At 71.6% G+C, this 16,942-nt stretch carries 11 protein-coding genes; 1 reads left to right on the forward strand and 10 read right to left on the reverse strand.

From position 1 onward, the window contains the following. Positions 1-22: 22 nt before the first annotated feature. The 8 genes from tmk to bldG all read right to left on the reverse strand — a co-directional run bounded on the left by tmk (position 23) and on the right by bldG (position 13,710). Positions 23-3,310, reverse strand: coding sequence for a dTMP kinase (tmk, locus tag AB0N16_RS24870; RefSeq protein ID WP_365800182.1), 3,288 nt, complete (start codon positions 3,308-3,310; stop codon positions 23-25). A gap of 199 nt (positions 3,311-3,509) precedes the next feature. Beyond that, entirely contained in the window at positions 3,510-6,332 is a 2,823-nt protein-coding gene (gene topA / locus AB0N16_RS24875; protein WP_365800184.1) for a type I DNA topoisomerase, read from the reverse strand. Positions 6,333-6,587: 255 nt separating this feature from the next. Beyond that, complete coding sequence (locus AB0N16_RS24880; protein ID WP_365800186.1) at positions 6,588-6,785, reverse strand: hypothetical protein; 198 nt, start codon at positions 6,783-6,785, stop codon at positions 6,588-6,590. Between the two features lie 409 nt (positions 6,786-7,194). Beyond that, positions 7,195-8,724: a class I SAM-dependent methyltransferase gene (locus tag AB0N16_RS24885; RefSeq protein WP_365800188.1), complete on the reverse strand. Its 1,530-nt coding sequence runs from the start codon at positions 8,722-8,724 to the stop codon at positions 7,195-7,197. Between the two features lie 331 nt (positions 8,725-9,055). After that, positions 9,056-9,664, reverse strand: coding sequence for a small secreted protein (locus AB0N16_RS24890; protein WP_365800190.1), 609 nt, complete (start codon positions 9,662-9,664; stop codon positions 9,056-9,058). Between the two features lie 297 nt (positions 9,665-9,961). Then, on the reverse strand, positions 9,962-12,370 hold the full coding sequence (locus AB0N16_RS24895) for a sodium-translocating pyrophosphatase (protein ID WP_365800192.1): 2,409 nt from the start codon (positions 12,368-12,370) through the stop codon (positions 9,962-9,964). Positions 12,371-12,696: 326 nt separating this feature from the next. After that, entirely contained in the window at positions 12,697-13,131 is a 435-nt protein-coding gene (locus AB0N16_RS24900) for an ATP-binding protein (protein WP_365800194.1), read from the reverse strand. A gap of 237 nt (positions 13,132-13,368) precedes the next feature. After that, positions 13,369-13,710, reverse strand: coding sequence for an anti-sigma factor antagonist BldG (gene bldG / locus AB0N16_RS24905; RefSeq protein WP_010986038.1), 342 nt, complete (start codon positions 13,708-13,710; stop codon positions 13,369-13,371). 83 nt (positions 13,711-13,793) lie between these two features. Between bldG and AB0N16_RS24910 the strand changes: the two genes are divergently transcribed. Continuing rightward, positions 13,794-16,262 carry a DEAD/DEAH box helicase gene (locus AB0N16_RS24910; protein WP_365800196.1) on the forward strand — a complete coding sequence of 823 codons (2,469 nt, stop codon included), beginning with the start codon at positions 13,794-13,796 and terminating at the stop codon, positions 16,260-16,262. Here AB0N16_RS24910 and AB0N16_RS24915 read toward each other — a convergent pair. Together AB0N16_RS24915 and AB0N16_RS24920 are read right to left on the reverse strand one after the other, a co-directional pair. Then, complete coding sequence (locus AB0N16_RS24915; RefSeq protein ID WP_365800198.1) at positions 16,213-16,599, reverse strand: Rv3654c family TadE-like protein; 387 nt, start codon at positions 16,597-16,599, stop codon at positions 16,213-16,215. The genes AB0N16_RS24910 and AB0N16_RS24915 overlap by 50 nt on opposite strands. Beyond that, positions 16,596-16,916 carry a TadE family type IV pilus minor pilin gene (locus tag AB0N16_RS24920; protein WP_365800200.1) on the reverse strand — a complete coding sequence of 107 codons (321 nt, stop codon included), beginning with the start codon at positions 16,914-16,916 and terminating at the stop codon, positions 16,596-16,598. Before AB0N16_RS24920 ends, AB0N16_RS24915 begins: the two co-directional genes overlap by 4 nt. Between the last annotated feature and the right edge of the window lie 26 nt (positions 16,917-16,942).

A 16,942-nucleotide genomic window follows, 5' to 3' on the forward strand; every position in this document is an offset into this window, starting at 1 on the left:
GAGCGTCTCCGGCCCGGGCGGGTCAGCCGCGCCGCCCGCGACCCCGGCGGCCCCGCTCGTCGTCGAACTCCTCCTCCTCGTACGACCCCAGCAGCTCGTCCGCCAGCGACGGCAGGTCGTCCAGCGGGGTCTCCTCGGCCCAATCGGGCCGGGGGCGCTGTCGCCGGGCCGTGCCGTCCTCGTCGACCTGCGGCAGCTCACGCGTACGGCCCTCGGAGCCGTCGGGGTTCCCGCCCGGGCCGCCCGCCCGCTCGTCCCGGAAGAAGCCGGGCGGCATCCGGTCCGCCGGGGCGTCGGCGGGAGCGGGGGCGTCGCCGCGCACGGGAGGCAGTACGGCGGTCTCGTCGGCCGCACCCACCGGAGGCAGCACGGCCGTCTCGTCCGTGGCGCCCGGCGCCACGGAGGGCAGTACCGCCGTCTCGTCCGCTGCCCCCGGCACCGGAGGCAGCACCGCCGTCTCGTCGGCCGCACCCGCAGGCGGCTGCGGCAGCTGCGCCGTCACCTCGGACTCGGACTCCCGGGGCGCGGGTTCGCGGTCCGCACGGACCGGCCGCAGCACCGTCGTCTCGTCCACCGCGCGCCTCGGTGCGGCCGGCGGCTCGTCGTCCGGCCGCACGACCGGGGTCGGCATGGTCGTCGCCTCGGGTGTGACACCGGGCGCCGTCGGTCGCGGCGCGGACGACTCCCGGGCGGCCACGTCGGCCGCGGCCGCCGCCTCCGCCGCGGCGCGCCGCGCCTGCTCGGCCTTGAGCAGGGCCTCCTCGGCCTTGCGCTGCTTCTCCAGGCGCCGTTCCTCGGCCTCGGCATGCAGCCGGGCCTCCTCCTCGGCCTGTTGGCGGCGCCGTGCTTCCTCGGCCTGGCGGCGGGCCTCCGCCTCCGCACGGGCCTTCTCCTCGGCGAGCAGCCGGGCCTGCTCCTCCTCGGCACGCCTGCGGGCCTCCTCGGCACGCAGCCGGGCCTCCTCCGCCTGCCGTTCGGCCTCGCGGCGCTGCGCCTCCTCCAGCTCGCGGCGCTTGCGCTCCTCCTCCTCGGCGCGCAGCTTGGCGAGCTGCTCCTGGCGCTCGCGCTCCAGGCGCTCCTCCTCGGCCTTGCGCGCGGCCTCTTCCTCGGCCTTGCGGCGGGCCTCCTCCTCGGCCTTCTTGCGCGCCTCCTCGGCGGCCTTGATCTCGGCCTCGGACAGCGGCAGCACGGTGTCGAGCCGGGCCCGGATGACGGTGGTGACGGCCTCGGGCTCCTGGCCGGCGTCGACCACCAGGTAGCGGCCGGGGTCGGAGGCGGCCAGCGTCAGGAAACCGGCCCGCACGCGCGCGTGGAACTCGGCGGGCTCCGACTCCAGCCGGTCGGGCGCCTCGGTGAACCGCTCGCGGGCGGTCCCCGGCTCCACGTCCAGCAGGACGGTCAGGTGCGGGACGAGTCCGGCGGTCGCCCAGCGGTTGATGCGGGCGACCTCGGTCGGTGACAGGTCGCGGCCGGCGCCCTGGTAGGCGACGGAGGAGTCGATGTACCGGTCGGAGATGACGACCGCGCCGCGCTCCAGGGCGGGCCGGACGACGGTGTCGACGTGCTCCGCGCGGTCGGCGGCGTACAGCAGCGCCTCCGCGCGGTGCGACAGACCGGCCGACGAGACGTCGAGGAGGATCGAGCGCAGCCGCTTGCCGACCGGGGTGGCGCCCGGCTCGCGGGTGAGGACGACCTCGTGGCCCTTGGCCCGGATCCACTCGGCGAGGGCCTCGGCCTGGGTGGACTTCCCGGCACCGTCGCCGCCCTCCAGGGCGATGAAGAACCCGTTGGCCGTGGGCGCCTGCGCCGGGTCGTCGCCGCCGAGCAGCGCGTCCCGCAGGTCGTGTCGGAGCGGTACGCCCGCGCGGTCGTCGACCTTGGCCAGCACGAGCGCGGCCACCGGCAGCAGCAGCGCCCCGGCCAGCATCAGGGTGAACGCGGCGCCACCGTGCGCGAACACGAACTTGCCGTTCTCCAGCCGGTGCGGCCCGATCAGGGCGGCCACCACGGGCGCGATCACCGCACCGAGCGCTATGGCGACCCGGACCACCGCATGCAGATGCTCGGTGGTGCGGGCCTTGCGGTAGTCCTCGGTCTCCTGGTCGAGCAGGGTGTGCCCGGTGTTGGCGGCCACGCCCGCGCCGATACCGGCCAGGGCGACGATCAGCAGCACGGTGGTGACGTCCGGGACCAGGCCGGCGGCCAGCAGCGCGATGCCGGTGAAGGCGATGGCCAGCGAGAGCAGCCGGCGGCGGGAGAGCGTCGGCAGCAGCGCGGGCGCCGTACGGATGCCGATGGCGACCCCGCCGGTCAGCGCGAGGACCAGCAGGCCGTACAGGACCGGGCCGCCGCCCAGGTCCTTGGCGTGCAGCACGGAGACGGCGACCGCCGTGGAGATCGCACCGGCGACGGCGGCGCAGGCCGTCACGAGCAGCGGGATGGCGCCGGTACGGCCCCGGTCGATGCCGGTGCCGGACTTGGGGCGGCGCAGGCCCTCCAGCGGCGACCGCGCGCGCGGGGTGCGCGTGCCGGGCACCTCCAGGTAGACCAGCACCGAGAGGGAGGCGGCGAACAGCCCCGCCGCCAGGTACGACCCGAGGGCCGCCTGGTGCTGGGCGAACCACTCGATGCCCGTGCCCAGCAGGTTGTTGATCAGAGAGGCGACGACGAGCGCGGCGGCCGCGAGCGGGACCGCCAGGAAGGTCGTACGCAGCGACAGGCGGCGCAGTGCGTCCAGGTGGTCCGGCAGCGGCCGTACCGTCGCACCCTCCGGGGGCGGGGCGGGCAGCAGCGCGGGGGCCGCGCCCTCCCGGCAGACCGTCCAGAAGCGCTCGGCGACGCCGGTGACGAAGGCCGTCACCAGCAGCACCGCCAGGGCGTTCTCCGGCGTCCAGTCGATCCACAGGGGCGCGATGATCAGCAGGGCCACGCGCAGGCCGTCGGCGCCGACCATGGTCCAGCGGCGGTCCAGCGGGCCGTCCTGGGCGGTCAGCGTGGACAGCGGGCCCAGCAGAACCGCGCCGAAGAGCAGGGTGGCCAGAATGCGCACCCCGAAGACGATCGCCACCGCGAACGCCACACCACGGTAGCCACCGCCGAACGAACCCTGCGCGATCGCCGCCTGGAGCGTGAGCACGACAAGCACGAGGAGGGCGAGCGTGTCGCCGACGCCGCTGACTAGCTGGGCGCTCCACAACCGCCTCAGCTCGGGTCGGCGCAACAGCGAGCGGACGGCGCGTTCGCGGGAATCCGCTACCAGTGCGTCGTCCGGTTCTGTCTGGGGGGCCGTTGGCTGCTCGGCTGGCGTCATGCTTTCAGCCTATCGGCAGCCACCGACAGGCCGTCGCGACCGTCCACAGGTACGCACACCCCGACACCAAGTTGATGCCGGGGCGTTCGCATTGCGAAGGCGGTGTGAACCGGTGCGGCCGGTATGAACCGGCCTGGCCGATATGAACCGGTGGTACCGGTATGAACCGGTGCGGCCGGTATGAGTACCTGAGGGTGGCTCAGTCCTCCGCGGCCGCCTTGGAAGCCGTCGCCTTCTTGGCGGCCGTCTTCTTCGCGGCCGTCGTCGTCTTGGCGGCGGTCTTCTTGGCAGCCGTCTTCTTCGCGGGCGCGGCCTTCTTGGCGGCCGCCGTCTTCTTCGCGGGCGCCTTCTTCGCCGTCTTCTTGGCGGGGGCCTTGGCCCGCTTCTCGGCGAGCAGCTCGAACCCGCGCTCCGGGGTGATCTCCTCGACGCTGTCGCCGGAGCGCAGGGTCGCGTTGGTCTCCCCGTCGGTGACGTACGGCCCGAAGCGGCCGTCCTTCACCACGACCGGCTTCTCGCTGACCGGGTCGGTGCCCAGCTCCTTCAGCGGCGGCTTGGCGGCGGCCCGGCCCCGCTGCTTGGGTTGGGCGTAGATCGCCAACGCCTCTTCGAGGGTGATCGTGAAGAGCTGGTCCTCGGAGGTGAGCGAACGCGAGTCCGTGCCCTTCTTCAGGTACGGCCCGTAGCGCCCGTTCTGCGCGGTGATCTCCTGGCCCTCGGCGTCGGCGCCGACAACACGCGGCAGCGACATCAGCTTGAGGGCGTCCGCCAAGGTGACCGTGTCCAGGGACATGGTCTTGAAGAGCGACGCCGTACGCGGCTTGACCGCGTTCTTGCCGGTCTTCGGGGTGCCCTCGGGGAGCACCTCGGTGACGTACGGGCCGTAGCGGCCGTCACGGGCGATGATCTGGTGGCCCGTCTCCGGGTCGGCGCCCAGCTCGAAGTCGCCGCTCGGCTTGGCGAGCAGCTCCTCCGCGAGCTCGACGGAGAGCTCGTCGGGCGCCAGGTCCTCCGGCACGTCCGCGCGCTGGTGGCCCTCGGAGTCCTTCTCGCCGCGCTCGACGTAGGGGCCGTAACGGCCGACCCGCAGCACGATGCCGTTGCCCACCGGGAACGACGACACCTCGCGCGCGTCGATCGCGCCCAGGTCGGTCACCAGCTCCTTGAGGCCGCCGAGGTGGTCGCCGTCGCCGTTGCCCGCGTCGGCCGCACCGCCGGTGGACGCGCCCTCGCCGAAGTAGAAGCGCCGCAGCCACGGCACCGCCTGGGCCTGGCCGGCGGCGATGCGGTCGAGGTCGTCCTCCATCCTGGCGGTGAAGTCGTAGTCGACCAGCCGGCCGAAGTGCTTCTCCAGCAGGTTGACCACGGCGAAGGACAGGAAGGACGGCACGAGGGCCGTGCCCTTCTTGAAGACATAGCCGCGGTCGAGGATCGTGCCGATGATCGACGCGTACGTCGACGGGCGGCCGATCTCGCGCTCTTCCAGCTCCTTGACCAGCGAGGCCTCGGTGTAGCGGGCCGGGGGCTTGGTGGAGTGCCCGTCGACCGTGATCTCCTCGGCGGAGAGCGCGTCGCCCTCGGCGACCTGGGGCAGCCGGCGCTCGCGGTCGTCCAGCTCGGCGTTCGGGTCGTCGGCGCCCTCGACGTAGGCCTTGAGGAAGCCGTGGAAGGTGATCGTCTTGCCGGAGGCGCTGAACTCGACGTCCCGGCCGTCGGCGGCGGTGCCGGCGATCTTCACGGTGACGCTGTTACCGGTCGCGTCCTTCATCTGGGAGGCGACGGTCCGCTTCCAGATCAGCTCGTAGAGCCTGAACTGGTCGCCGGTCAGGCCGGTCTCCGCCGGGGTGCGGAAACGATCACCCGAGGGTCGGATCGCCTCGTGCGCCTCCTGGGCGTTCTTGACCTTCCCGGCGTACACGCGGGGGGACGAGGGCAGGTAGTCGGCGCCGTACAGCTGCGTGACCTGGGCACGGGCGGCCGCGATCGCGGTGTCGCTCAGCGTCGTGGAGTCCGTACGCATGTACGTGATGTAGCCGTTCTCGTACAGCTTCTGGGCCACCTGCATGGTGGCCTTCGCGCCGAAGCCGAGCTTGCGGCTGGCCTCCTGCTGGAGGGTCGTCGTACGGAACGGGGCGTACGGCGAGCGGCGGTACGGCTTGGACTCGACCGAGCGGACCGCGAACCGGGTGTTCTCCAGGGCGGCGGCGAGGGCGCGTGCGTTCACCTCGTCGAGGTGGAGGGTGTTCGCGGTCTTCAGCTGCCCGAGCGAGTCGAAGTCACGGCCCTGTGCGACGCGCCTGCCGTCGACGGCCTGCAGGCGGGCGACGAGCGAGGACGGGTCCGACGGATCGCCCGCGCGGCCGGTCGCGAAGGTGCCCGTCAGGTCCCAGTAGTCGGCGGAACGGAACGCGATGCGGTCGCGTTCCCGCTCGACCACGAGCCGGGTCGCGACGGACTGGACACGGCCGGCCGACAGACGCGGCATGACCTTCTTCCACAGGACCGGCGAGACCTCGTAGCCGTAGAGGCGGTCGAGGATGCGGCGGGTCTCCTGGGCGTCGACCATGCGCTGGTTCAGGTCGCGCGGATTGGCGACGGCCTCGCGGATCGCGTCCTTGGTGATCTCGTGGAAGACCATCCGCTTGACCGGGACCTTGGGCTTGAGGACCTCCAGGAGGTGCCACGCGATGGCCTCGCCCTCGCGGTCCTCATCGGTGGCAAGGAAGAGCTCGTCGGAGTCCTTCAGCAGGTCCTTGAGCTTCTTGACCTGCGCCCTCTTGTCGGCGTTGACGACGTAGATCGGCTCGAAGTCGTGCTCGACGTCCACGCCGAGGCGCCGGACCTCGCCGGTGTACTTCTCGGGCACCTCCGCGGCGCCGTTGGGAAGGTCACGGATGTGCCCGACGCTCGCTTCGACGACGTATCCGGGGCCCAGATAGCCCTTGATCGTCTTCGCCTTGGCAGGCGACTCGACGATGACGAGTCGGCGGCCGCCCTGTGCGGTCTCGCTGGTCGGGGACAACTTCGCTCTTCTCTCCGGTCGACGCTGGGGCCTCCCCAGGCCTTGCTCCCGGGGTCGTGGCACGGGCACGGATACCCGCTCACTTGGTGACGCTGCGGAGTGTGACGGTACATCCCGCCCCCGTGTCAAACGGGAAAAGCCCACAACGGCCACTCGAACGGTAACCCGACTACCGCCATTCCTGCCGCCCGGAGTCCCCGGCCGCTCTCTCGGCCCTGTCCGGAGCGTGATGCTCCGATTACCGGAACGGCGTCGTCAGAGGCGGGTCAGGCAGTACGCCCCGACGCCCAGCACGATCACCGCGGCGAGGCTCGCGAGGGTCGCCGATGCGACCTGACTCACACCATGGGCGACGGGTTCACCACGCCGGACCCGGATGCCGGTCCACACCAGCAGTGCGCCTCCGAACAGGGCGAACACCACCCCTGCGAAGATCGCCGGTCCGCTCTCCATGGCCCGCGCGCCCCTTCCCTGCCGTCCGTGACTGCCCAGCGCCGGGAGACTGACACGAGCGGGCGGCGGGCGGGAGGCGGGCGGGCGAAATCGAGGTGAACGAGACACCGACACTCACTCGAACATACGATCGAATGGCTACGAGGTGAACATTCTGGCCACATTTTTCCGGCCCTTTTCCATCCCCGCGTGTCCGGGGACGGCCGGAACGCCCCGGCAGCGCCCTGCCGAGGCCGGCGCGTCCCCGGCGGGGCGGGGCGGTGCGTCCCGGGCGGGGCAGGGCGGCGCGTCCCGGGCGGGACAGGGCGGCGGGGCAGGCCGGCGCGTCCCACGGCGGCGCCTCCCGGGCGGGGCAGGCCGGCGCGTCCCCCTCCGTCAGCGCGGCCTCCCGGTCCGGCCTCCCCCTTCGTCAGCCCGTCGGCTCCAGGAACCCCTGTTCCACCAGCAGCCGGATCTGCGCGGGCGTGCGGTCGCGGAGCAACACCGGGTCCTCGCCCACCAGCTGAGCGATGGCGTCGAGAATCCGCCCCGCGCTCAGCGAGCCGTCGCACACCCCTGCGAACCCGGCGCCCACCGTGTCCACCTTGGTCGCGCGGCGCATCCCGCGGTGCTGGCGCAGCACCACATGCTCCGGGTCCTCCGCACCGGGCAGCCCGACCTGCTCCTGGACCACCTCGACGGCGAGCCTGAAGTGGCCTTCGAGCAGATCCGCGTCGTCATGCTCACGGAGATAGTCGAGGCGCTCGAAGTGCGCGCGGATCGTCTCGCCGAGCGGCTGTTCGATCGGATGCGGCCATTCCTCCACTGTGACCGAAGGCACGGCGGCCCCGGTCTTCCGCAACGTGATCCAGCCGAATCCCACCCCCTTGACCTTGCGCCCCTCGAACTCGTCGAGCCACGCGTCGTACCGCGCCTGGTACTCCGCCGTGTCCCCGCGATGGTCGCCGGAGTCCCGGAGCCACAGCTCGGCGTACTGGTTGACGTCCTGCACCTCGCGCTGGACGATCCACGCGTCGCACCCGCGCGGCACCCACGACCTGACCCTGTCCTGCCAGTCCTCCCCCGCGACGTGCTGCCAGTTGGCGAGGAACTGCGCGAACCCGCCCTCGGTCAGCCGCTCCCCGGCCTGTTGAACGAGCGAGCGGCACAGATCGTCCCCGCTCATCCCGCCGTCCCGGTACGTCAGTCGGGCCCCCGGCGAGATCACGAACGGTGGGTTGGACACGATGAGGTCGTACGTCTCCCCCTCTTTGACGGGCTCGAACAGCGAGCCCTCGCGCAGGTCGGCCGTGGGGGCGCCGGACAGCGCCAGCGTGAGCGCCGTGATGTGCAGCGCACGCGGGTTGAGGTCGGTCGCCGTCACGCGCGTGGCGTGCTGGGCGGCGTGCAGAGCCTGGATTCCGGAGCCGGTGCCGAGGTCGAGGGCGGCCGAGACAGGCGTGCGGACGGTGATGCCGGCCAGCGTCGTGGACGCGCCGCCGACGCCCAGGACGACACCCTCGTGGCGCTGCCCGATGCCGCCGGCGCCGCCGACCGCGCAGCCGAGGTCCGAGACGATGAACCAGTCCTCGCCATCGGGCCCGCCGTACGGCCGTACGTCCACGGTGGCCGCGACCTCGTCGCCGCCGGCGCGGGTCAGCCAGCCGCTTCCCAGAAGGTCGTCGACGGGCAGCATGTCCGCCACGCGCGCGTGCGGCACGGGCTGCTGGAGCAGGAACAGCCGGACGAGCGTCTCCAGCGGTGTCTCCCCGCGGGTGGCCCGGAGGGCGGGCACCGTCTCACTGCGGGCCAGCGCCGCGTACGCGGGCGCGCCGAGCAGTTCCAGGAGCCCGTCGGCGGTGAAGGAGGCGCCCAGCAGGGCGGTGCGCAGCCGGGCGGCGACATCGGGGCGGTCGGAAGCGGGCAGGGTGGCGAGGCCGGAGTCAGTCACGTCCTCCATTGTGGCCCGCGCCCCCTTGCGGACACCGCCTCAGCTCGCGGCGACCGAGGCTCTTGCCGGCACCCGCCGACCCCTGGGGGCACGCCCTGCGACTCCGGGCGCCCAAAGGTTCACCGGGGCCCCCTCAGCATCCGGCTTCCGGCTTCCGGCTTCCGGAGCGATCGCCGGACCCCGCGCCAGAGCGCGGACCTCCGCAGCGAACCTCGGACCCCTGCGCGGGAGACCGGACCCGCGGCAAACCTCAGCCCCCGCGCCAGACACCGAACCCCCAGCGGACCTCAGCCCCCCGCGCCAGACACCGGGCCTCAGCGGCGGAGGCCGACTCGTGTCGTCAGCTCGTGGTCGTCGAGGCCGACGCCGACGCCGACGTCGTCACGGAGACCTTCTTGCAGCTGGCCTGCTCGGCGATCGCGTTCTTGACCTCGCCCTGCTCCAGGGCCTGAAGCGCTGCGGTGCCGCTCTTGTTCTGCGTCTCCAGGTCCGCCATCTGGGAGGCGACGTCGTGCAGACCGGAGGCGAACTTCGCCTGGCTCTTCGTGTTGAGCCCGTCGACCTTCTTCTTCAGGTCGGCATAGGACGCGGCGAGGCTGTTGAGGTTCTTGACGACGTCCTGCTGGCGCTTGGCGCCGTCGTCGATCCCGGGGGGCGCGCCGGCGCTGCCGATGGCCGTGGCGAGCGCCTTGTAGCCGTCGGACATGTCCTGGAAGGCCTGGGAGTCGGTCTTCTGGATGGTCGCGGGCGAACTCGTGGTGTCCGAGGCCGTCTGCGCGATGGCCTCGTTGGCCGCCTTGATCTTCGCGTCCTGCGCCGGCACCGCGTCGCACACGGTCTTGGCCCAGGCGATCAGCTTGGGGTCGGTGCCCTTGTTGCTGCTGCACCCGGACAGCGCCACTACCAGTACCGCACCGCCGGACAGTGCGGCCGTGAGCTTCTTGTTCACCGGATAGGTCCCTTCAATGGCTCTCGGCCCCCGGAATCTACACGGCGCACGGACAGCACCCCCATGGACAGCGTCCATTAAGTACGCTTTTAGGCAGCTTTGCACCGTGGGAGAGAAGGCTCACGACGAGACGACGGGCACACCCGGAGCCGGAGAGCGCGACCCACTCGGCCACGCACGAGCACCGGCGGGCGCCCCCGGCGCACGAAACGGGCGGACGGCGTGTCACTACACGCCATCCGCCCGCTCGTTGGCCGAGCCCCCTCGCGAGAGCCCTGGCGGCCGTCTTAAGACCGCTTACGAAACCACCGCTGGATCGGCCGACTTGGCCACGCGTTCCGCACTGTCCTCGTCGTCGCCGACGGCGATACCGCGCCGCTTGGAGACGTACACCGCTCCGACGATCACGACCAGCGCGAGAACCGCGATCAGGATCCGGACGCCGATGCTCTTGTCATGGCCGTACGAGAACTTGATCACCGCTGGTGCGATGAGCAGCGAGACCAGGTTCATGACCTTGAGCAGCGGGTTGATCGCGGGTCCCGCGGTGTCCTTGAAGGGGTCGCCGACGGTGTCGCCGATCACCGTGGCGGCGTGGGCCTCGCTGCCCTTGCCGCCGTAGTGGCCGTCCTCGACGAGTTTCTTGGCGTTGTCCCAGGCACCGCCGGAGTTGGCCAGGAAGACGGCCATCAGGGTGCCCGCGCCGATCGCGCCGGCGAGATAGGAGCCGAGGGCCCCGACGCCGAGCGTGAACCCGATGAAGATGGGCGCCATCACGGCGAGCAGTCCCGGCGTGGCCAGCTCGCGCAGGGCGTCCTTGGTGCAGATGTCGACGACCTTGCCGTACTCGGGCGTCTCCGTGTAGTCCATGATCCCGGGGTGCTCGCGGAACTGCCGCCGCACCTCGTAGACCACCGAACCCGCCGACCTCGACACCGCGTTGATGGCGAGTCCGGAGAAGAGGAAGACGACCGCCGCGCCGGCGATGAGGCCGACGAGGTTGTTGGGCTGCGAGATGTCCATCGACAGGGTCAACGGAGCGCCCGTACCGGTCAGTTTCACCCCCACGTCCTGCACGTTCGTGGTGATCGCGTCCCGGTACGACCCGAAGAGCGCCGACGCCGCGAGGACGGCGGTGGCGATGGCGATGCCCTTGGTGATGGCCTTGGTGGTGTTGCCGACGGCGTCCAGGTTGGTGAGCACCTGCGCGCCCGCGCCCTGGACGTCACCGGACATCTCGGCGATGCCCTGGGCGTTGTCGGAGACCGGCCCGAAGGTGTCCATGGCGACGATCACACCGACCGTGGTGAGCAGGCCGGTGCCGGCCAGCGCCACCGCGAACAGCGCCAGCATGATCGACGTGCCGCCCAGCAGGAACGCCCCGTAGACGCCGAGGCCGATCAACAGGGCGGTGTAGACGGCCGATTCGAGGCCGATCGAGATGCCGGCGAGGACTACGGTGGCCGGGCCGGTCAGCGAGGACTTGCCGATGTCCATGACCGGACGCCGGTTGGTCTCGGTGAAGTAGCCGGTCAGCTGCTGGATGACGGCCGCCAGCAGGATGCCGATGGCGACGGCGACCAGCGCGAGGATCCGCGGATCGCCGTCCTTGGTCCTGATGGCCGCGTCGGAGATGCCGTCGAGGTCGGCGTACTTCCCCGGCAGATACACGAAGACCGCGATCGCGACCAGTGCGAGCGAGATCACCGCGGAGATGAAGAAACCGCGGTTGATGGCGCTCATGCCGCTGCGGTCGCTGCGGCGCGGGGCGACCGCGAAGATGCCGATCATGGCGGTAAGCACACCGATGGCCGGTACCAGGAGCGGGAAGGCGAGACCCGCGTCCCCGAAGGCCGCCTTGCCGAGGATCAGCGCGGCGACCAGGGTCACCGCGTACGACTCGAAGAGGTCGGCCGCCATGCCCGCGCAGTCGCCGACGTTGTCGCCCACGTTGTCAGCGATGGTCGCGGCATTGCGCGGGTCGTCCTCCGGAATGCCCTGTTCGACCTTGCCGACCAGGTCGGCGCCGACGTCGGCGGCCTTGGTGAAGATGCCGCCGCCGACACGCATGAACATGGCGATCAGGGCGGCACCGAGGCCGAATCCTTCGAGCACCTTCGGCGCGTCGGCCGCGTACACCAGCACCACACAGGAGGCGCCGAGCAGGCCGAGCCCCACCGTGAACATGCCGACCACGCCGCCTGTGCGGAAAGCGATCTTCATGGCTTTGTGCGAGACGGCGGTGAGATCCTTTTCCGGTTCGCCTTCCGCCGGGGTGGCTTCCCGGGCGGCCGCGGCGACGCGGACATTGCTGCGTACGGCGAGCCACATGCCGATATAGCCGGTGGCCGCCGAGAAGGCCGCGCCGATCAAGAAGAAGATCGATCGGCCGGCGCGTTGATTCCAGTCGTCCGCGGGCAGCAGCAAGAGCAGGAAGAACACCACGACGGCGAATACGCCGAGGGTGCGCAACTGCCGGGCCAGATAGGCGTTCGCGCCCTCCTGGACCGCCGCTGCGATCTTCTTCATGCTGTCGGTGCCCTCGCCGGCCGCGAGTACCTGGCGTACCAGGATCCAGGCGACCACGAGCGCGGCCAGCGCCACGACGGCGATCACCGCGACCAGGACCCGGTTGTCGTCGGTCAGGACCGCGGCCGCGAGGGTTGTGGGGTGACCGAACTGATGAGGGGTAGAAAGCCCCGCCATTCGTCCTCCTTGACGCTTGGGCTGAGCTCAAGATGTGGACGGATTCTAGGTACCCGGGAGTGATCTAAACAGGGGCCGGTAAGCGGAATTGGCCTTCTCGTGCTCTTCAGCAAATGATCGAGGTCACGCCGACGAACCCGAAAGTGGTAACGCTCTAAAAGCATTGACGATCACCACTGGCCTATTCGGCGCTTGATCAAATTATCAGGCGATCCGCCGGAACATTGATCGTGAATTCTTTCACGATTTCGGCGACCGGCTGACATCCGCCGGAAAATAAGAAGAAGGGCCCTGCTCAGCAGGACCCTTCTCACGTCGGGTGACTCTCAGGTGAGCGCGACTCCGGGCGGGGTGGTCGGCCAGGTCATGCGGATCAGGCCGCCGTGCTCCCCGGCGGTGACCTCCACGTCGTCGACGAGACCGCTGATGACCGCGAGGCCCATCTCGTCCTCCTCGGCCTCCACGTCCGCGTCCGGCGCCGCACCGGTCGCCCGGTCGACGGGGGCGGAACGGGGTGCCTCGTCGCCGACCTCGATGGAGAACTGCTTCTCATCCTCGATCAGCGCCACCCGCACCGGCTCGGTGATAGCGGCGCTCTGGTGCAGACCGACAGCGCGGGAACAGGCCTCGCCGACGGCCAGCCGGACCTCGTCCAGGACGGCCTCGTCCACTCCGGCCCTGCGTGCCACCGCCGCCGCCACCAGTCGGGCGGTGCGGACGTGCTCGGGCAGCGCGCTGAAGCGGAGTTCAACGGTGGCCATACGTCCCCCTCGGAACTACGGGCGTGCGGTAGGGGGCCGGATCGCCGAAAACCCGGCCCCCCGATGAATTGCGTCCGCCACGGGCCTGCGGCCCGTGAACGGCTGCCGGCACGAGCACGCGGGCCCGCGCGGGCGGGGGCGACACGGGGCTGCGTACTGCTCTGTACGAGCCCGTGTCGGAGGCCGACCGGACGGCGCGGACCGATCGGCGGTCCGGAAGCCGTCGGCCGGCCCGGGTCAGTCGGTGGCCGCCACCGCTTCCTCGACCGAGGTGTGGATCGGGAACACCTTGGTGAGGCCGGTGATTCGGAAGATCTTCAGAATGCGCTCCTGGTTGCAGACCAGGCGCAGTGAGCCCTCATGGGCTCGCACCCGCTTCAGGCCGCCGACCAGTACGCCGAGCCCGGTGGAGTCGAGGAAGTCCACGCCCTCCATGTCAACGACGAGGTGGAAATTCCCGTCGTTCACCAGCTCGACCAGCTGCTCGCGCAGCTTTGGCGCGGTATATACGTCGATTTCACCACCGACCTCGACGACCGTGCGATCGCCGACGGTACGGGTCGACAGGGACAGGTCCACGGATCCTCCAGCACCTTGCTATCGAGCGGGTCGCCCCTTGGGACACCTCGGCTTGCGGCCCCCGGGACGGTACGCCAGCCGCGATGGCATTCAATCACTTACCGGCAGGCGTGCACGACGCCTTGGCCCCATTGTCCGTCACGCCAGTGACACACTCGGTCCCGATGGCCATAAATCACCGATCCGATCGACCCTCGGTTCCGGCCGCGTCCGGGTTCTCTCCGGGCACGGTCCTGGGCCGGCTCGCCTCCGGGCCGAGCCGGGCTTCGCGCATCACTCATACGGAGCACTTGCCCCCGCGGGCGGGTCGGCATGCCGTCTGGCCTGACCGGATTCGTTCGGAGGTTGTCGCCGCCGTGCAGGCGGGCGGCATCGAGCACCCCTGGGAACACCAGGCGCTGGCCGCCGAGCACGCCCTGGACGGCGACTCGGTGGTGGTCGCCACCGGCACCGCCTCCGGCAAGTCCCTGGCCTATCTCGTGCCGGTCCTCTCCACCCTCCTGGACGGTTCCGAGGCGCCCAACGGCCGCGGCGCCACCGCCCTCTACCTGGCTCCCACCAAGGCACTGGCGGCAGATCAGTGCCGATCGGTGAAGGAACTTTCACAACCGCTGGGTGCCGCCGTACGGCCCGCGGTCTACGACGGCGACACCCCGTACGAGGAACGGGAGTGGATCCGCCAGTACGCCAACTACGTGCTCACCAACCCGGACATGCTGCACCGCGGGATACTTCCCGGGCACGCCCGCTGGTCCTCCTTCCTGAAGTCGCTCAAGTACGTCGTCATCGACGAGTGCCACACCTACCGGGGCGTCTTCGGCTCGCACGTCGCCCAGGTGCTGCGCCGGCTGCGCCGCCTGTGCGCCCGCTACGGCGCCTCCCCGGTCTTCCTGCTGGCCTCCGCGACCGCCGCCGAGCCGGCCGTCGCCGCCCGCCGTCTCACCGGGCTGCCGGTCGTGGAGATCGCCGAGGACGCCTCCCCGCGCGGCGAGCTGGTCTTCGCCCTCTGGGAGCCGCCGCTGACCGAGCTGCACGGCGAGAAGGGCGCCCCGGTCCGCCGTACCGCCACCGCCGAGACCGCCGATCTGCTGACGGACCTCGCCGTGCAGGGCGTGCGGTCGGTGGCCTTCGTGCGCTCCCGGCGCGGCGCCGAGCTGATCGCCCTCATCGCCCAGGAACGACTCGCCGAGGTAGACCGTTCCCTCGCCCGGCGTGTCGCGGCCTATCGCGGCGGCTACCTCCCCGAGGAGCGGCGCGCCCTGGAACGCGCGCTGCACTCCGGGGAACTCCTCGGACTTGCCGCCACCACGGCCCTGGAGCTGGGCGTGGACGTCTCCGGGCTGGACGCCGTACTGATCGCCGGGTACCCGGGCAGGAGGGCCTCTGTGTGGCAGCAGGCGGGTCGCGCGGGCCGCTCCGGGCAGGGCGCCCTCGCGGTCCTGGTGGCCCGCGACGATCCGCTGGACACGTTCCTCGTCCATCATCCCGAGGCCCTGTTCGACCAACCGGTGGAATCGACGGTCCTCGACCCCGACAACCCGTACGTCCTCGCCCCGCACCTGTGCGCGGCCGCGGCCGAGATCCCGCTCACCGACGACGACCTCGACCTGTTCGGTCCCGCCTGCAAGGACCTGCTGCCGCAGCTGGAGGCCGCGAAGCTGCTGCGCCGCCGTACCAAGGCCTGGCATTGGACCCGGCGGGAGCGGGCCGCCGACCTGACCGACATCCGCGGCGAGGGCGGCCGCCCGGTGCAGGTCGTCGAGGCGGGCACGGGGCGGCTGCTCGGCACGGTGGACGCGAGCGCCGCCCACTCCACCGTCCACGAGGGCGCGGTCCACCTCCACCAGGGCCGCACCTACCTCGTTCGGTCCCTGGACCTGGAGGACTCGGTGGCGCTGGTCGAGCAGGCGGACCCGCCGTACTCCACGGTCGCCCGCGACACCACGGCCATCTCCGTCCTGGAGACCGACACCGAGATCCCCTGGGGCGACGGCCGCCTCTGCTACGGCTCCGTCGAGGTCACCAACCAGGTGGTCTCCTTTCTCCGCCGCCGGCTCATCACCGGCGAGGTGCTGGGCGAGACGAAACTCGATCTCCCTCCTCGGACACTGCGCACCCGCGCCGTGTGGTGGACCGTCACCGAGGACCAGCTCGACGAGGCCCGGATCAACCCGGAGATCCTCGGGGGCGCCCTGCACGCCGCCGAACACGCCTCCATCGGCCTGCTCCCGCTCTTCGCGACCTGCGACCGCTGGGACATCGGCGGCGTGTCGATCCCCCTGCACCCCGACACGCTGCTGCCGACGGTCTTCGTCTACGACGGCCACCCGGGCGGCGCCGGCTTCGCGGAGCGCGCGTTCCACACGGCCCGCGCGTGGCTCACGGCCACACGGGAGGCGATCGCCGCGTGCGAGTGCGACGCCGGGTGCCCCTCTTGCATCCAGTCGCCCAAGTGCGGGAACGGAAACGATCCGTTGCACAAGCGGGGGGCGGTACGGCTCCTCACGGTGCTGCTGCAGGGGGCGCCGGAGGAGAAGCCGGAGGAGGGCTAGCGGCGGTGGGGCCCGCTCTGGCCCGGACCTCCGCCGTGAACGGCCCACCACCCGACGCAGCCGTCACATCCGAGACGTCCCCCACGATCACGCACCGCGTCAGCCGTGCACCCTGCGCCCTCGCCACCCGGTCCGCCCGGGCGCAGGCCGCGGTGGTCCCCTCGGCCCAGTGATCCGCGGCGGCGAGGGCCGCCATGTCGGCACCCCCGGCCGCGCGGTGCCGGACCACGACAACCTGCCCCAGCCCGAGCACCACGCCGAACACCACGCAGAGGACGCCGATCGCGCCCACGCTCCAGACGGTGGCCGACCCTCGATCCGAATACCGGCGTCTCACGGCCCCGCCTCCTCCGCCAACGCGACCGCCGACTCCCGTACCTGGAACGGCAACCCGCCCAGCAGCGGTGGCCGCGCCGCCACGGTCACCCGCACCTGGTCGCCCTCCCGGCCGATCGTGACCGTCGCCCCGTCCGGCGCCGCCTGCTTCGCCACGGTGACCACCGCGTCCTCGGCGTCCTGCCGCGCGGCGGCCCGCGCCCCGGTGCGGGCGGCGTCCACGCACCGGATCTGGGCGGCCATCACGAGCAGCCCCCACACCAGCGCCATCGTGAACGCCACCAGCACCGGCAGCACCACGGCCGCCTCCGCCGTCACGAACCCGCGGTCCGCCCCGCGTACTT

Source organism: Streptomyces sp. NPDC051105, from assembly GCF_040682795.1.
GTDB lineage: Bacteria > Actinomycetota > Actinomycetes > Streptomycetales > Streptomycetaceae > Streptomyces.